At 35.3% G+C, this 2,313-nt stretch carries 1 protein-coding gene and 1 pseudogene; both read right to left on the reverse strand.

Features of this window, described 5'->3' with window-relative positions; genetic code table 11:
- Positions 1 to 189: 189 nt before the first annotated feature.
- Positions 190 to 1,647 carry an RNA-binding domain-containing protein gene (locus tag K6G87_RS06240; protein ID WP_296835027.1) on the reverse strand — a complete coding sequence of 486 codons (1,458 nt, stop codon included), beginning with the start codon at positions 1,645 to 1,647 and terminating at the stop codon, positions 190 to 192.
- A gap of 423 nt (positions 1,648 to 2,070) precedes the next feature.
- A pseudogene (locus K6G87_RS06245) lies at positions 2,071 to 2,313 on the reverse strand (hypothetical protein); the annotation flags it as partial.

Consider the following 2,313-nt stretch of genomic DNA (forward strand, 5'->3'; position numbering starts at 1 on the left):
TCATTTGTGAAACAAGGGGATCAGCAAGCCATTCTTCCTTATAATTAAATCTGAACCAGGAAGGCCCATTCATTACATCTTCTTTTTCTCCAAAAAATATCTTTAGCATTTACTCCAGCTCCCATCAGTTCTTTATAAATAATATATCATTAGTATAGCCATCGGCTTTTCCTGCTTTGCCGTAACAGCCTAAGATTTCACGCTAAGCTTAGGTTTATTATTATCACCAAGTACAGTTATTACTTTGCCCTCTTGTTGCATTTTATTAACAGCATTCCTAAGTTTAGCAGTAATTCCTTTATACCCCATCTTCTTTGAAAGTTCAGTTAAGGACAGCTTTTTCTCTTTTAATATAGCCAGAATCTTTTCCTCAAATTCATCTGCTGATTTGGAGTTGCCTCTAAAATAATCATGAATCTTAATGATCACAGACAGATAATCTCTTTCTTCATTCATTTCAAAAGCAAGTTTTGGAGAACCGTTAAGTTCCAGAGCTTCTCTGGCATTAGGGAATCCTGTGTTTCTACCTTCTATCAAGCCAAGCTCTTTGAGAAAATCTCCAATACGGCGATTTCTATAAGACCGAGCTCTTATATCTTCTTGTTCGATAGCTTCCTTGGTTATGCTCCTGTCAAAGCCCGGAAAACTTGTAATCTCAATCTGATCAGATGTAATTCTGACCGTTATAGGCTCATTGATCTGATATGACTTATGGTAAACAGCATTAGACAATATTTCTTCTATAGCATCATATGGATAATTTTGTATTCTAACAGCCTCAGCCTTTCCTGAAACTTTGACAACTGCTTCTTTTATCACATAGTTTTGTATATATAAAAGTGCATCTCTTAGCTGTCTTTGAATAGGGCCATTAAACACCTTTTCTACCATATTCCTACCAGTAGGTTCAGGAATATCCACTACTTCTATCCTTGCATACCTGAAATATTTTTCAGGATGCTCACTGAACATCAATATGCCAACATTTCTAGGTTTAATTCGTTCCGGAGGACCAGCTACTATCTGAAGGTCATTAGCAAGCGTTAAAAGATCCATTGATTTAGACTGTTCATACAGAGAGCTTTTAATTTCTTTCAAGTGTTCTCGCATAATTCCCAGATCAAGATCATCTACATCTGCAGCCAGATTCTCTCTATCATCAAAAGGAATGCTGGAAGAAATATAGAATAATTCTTTCTCCTCATCCAAAGAGGCTATTACGCTACTGGAAAATTTGCGAATATAATAGTATTTAACAGACTGCTTTTGCAAAGCGTTTTTAGGAGCTTTATATGGCCTTCCATAACCACCTGGAACCCATATAGCAATAAGATTTGTACCTTCATATTCTACCGGTTCAACAATTGGCTCATATAACGGCTCTATATAATGACAATACTCTCTTAACTTTTTTAATATCTTATCAATCTCAGCCTTTTCAACACCTTTTACCGGCAATTTGGGAACTCCGTTTTCTTCTTCCACTCCAATAATTATGTAGCCTCCGCCAATATTATCAATATCATTAGCAAAAGCACAGATAGTTCTGATTATAGGTTCAGGATTAAAGCTTTCTTTATATTCTATTCTTGTTGACTCGACAACCTTATTGCTTATTAGTTCATCAATATTTACCGGTATAGCCATGATTACCCTCCTTATTCTAGATATTATTATAAAATAAGGGATGCAAAATATCTAGTAACTCGACATATTTTTGTCTAGTGACTAGACAAACCATGTCGAGTCACAGATTAAATAATCGATTTTGAAGAAAAAATTGGTCACACAAAAGTATCTATTGGGAGTACAATCATTTATTTTATTACATAGTTTTGTATATAAAAAGCTTCTCTCCTTATCACATTATGTTCAGCCTTGATTACCTCTATGGATTGCTACACCTACACACCATGGATTATTATAAATTAAGTAATTGCATATATCATAATCATAACTATTCTTCCAACAAGCAAAGTCAAAACTCATTTGATCCCTGTTATGTTTATATGAATTCAGCTCTTCCCACCAATAGTCTTACCCTTTTCCATCTTACAACAAATCATCTGACTATGATTCCACCATCACTTTCACATATTCCTCAGACTTGTTTCGCATGATATCAAGACCCAAATTCATGTCTTTCAGGCTAAAACGATGAGTTATAAGATCATGTGGAAGCATAATAGATTTACCTTCAGCCCTTAACTTAGACCAAACAACCAGACGATCAAGTGCATATCTCCAGTCGTCTCCTTTGCCATCAATTCCATAGAACGAGGAATTCCAGGTTCCTCTAAGAGTCAGCTGATT

Source organism: Butyrivibrio sp., from assembly GCF_024699075.1.

What these genes read in the sequence shown, in the direction of transcription:
- K6G87_RS06240 (WP_296835027.1), bottom strand. Translation starts at nt 1,647, where the DNA reads ATGGCTATACCGGTAAATATTGATGAACTAATAAGCAATAAGGTTGTC.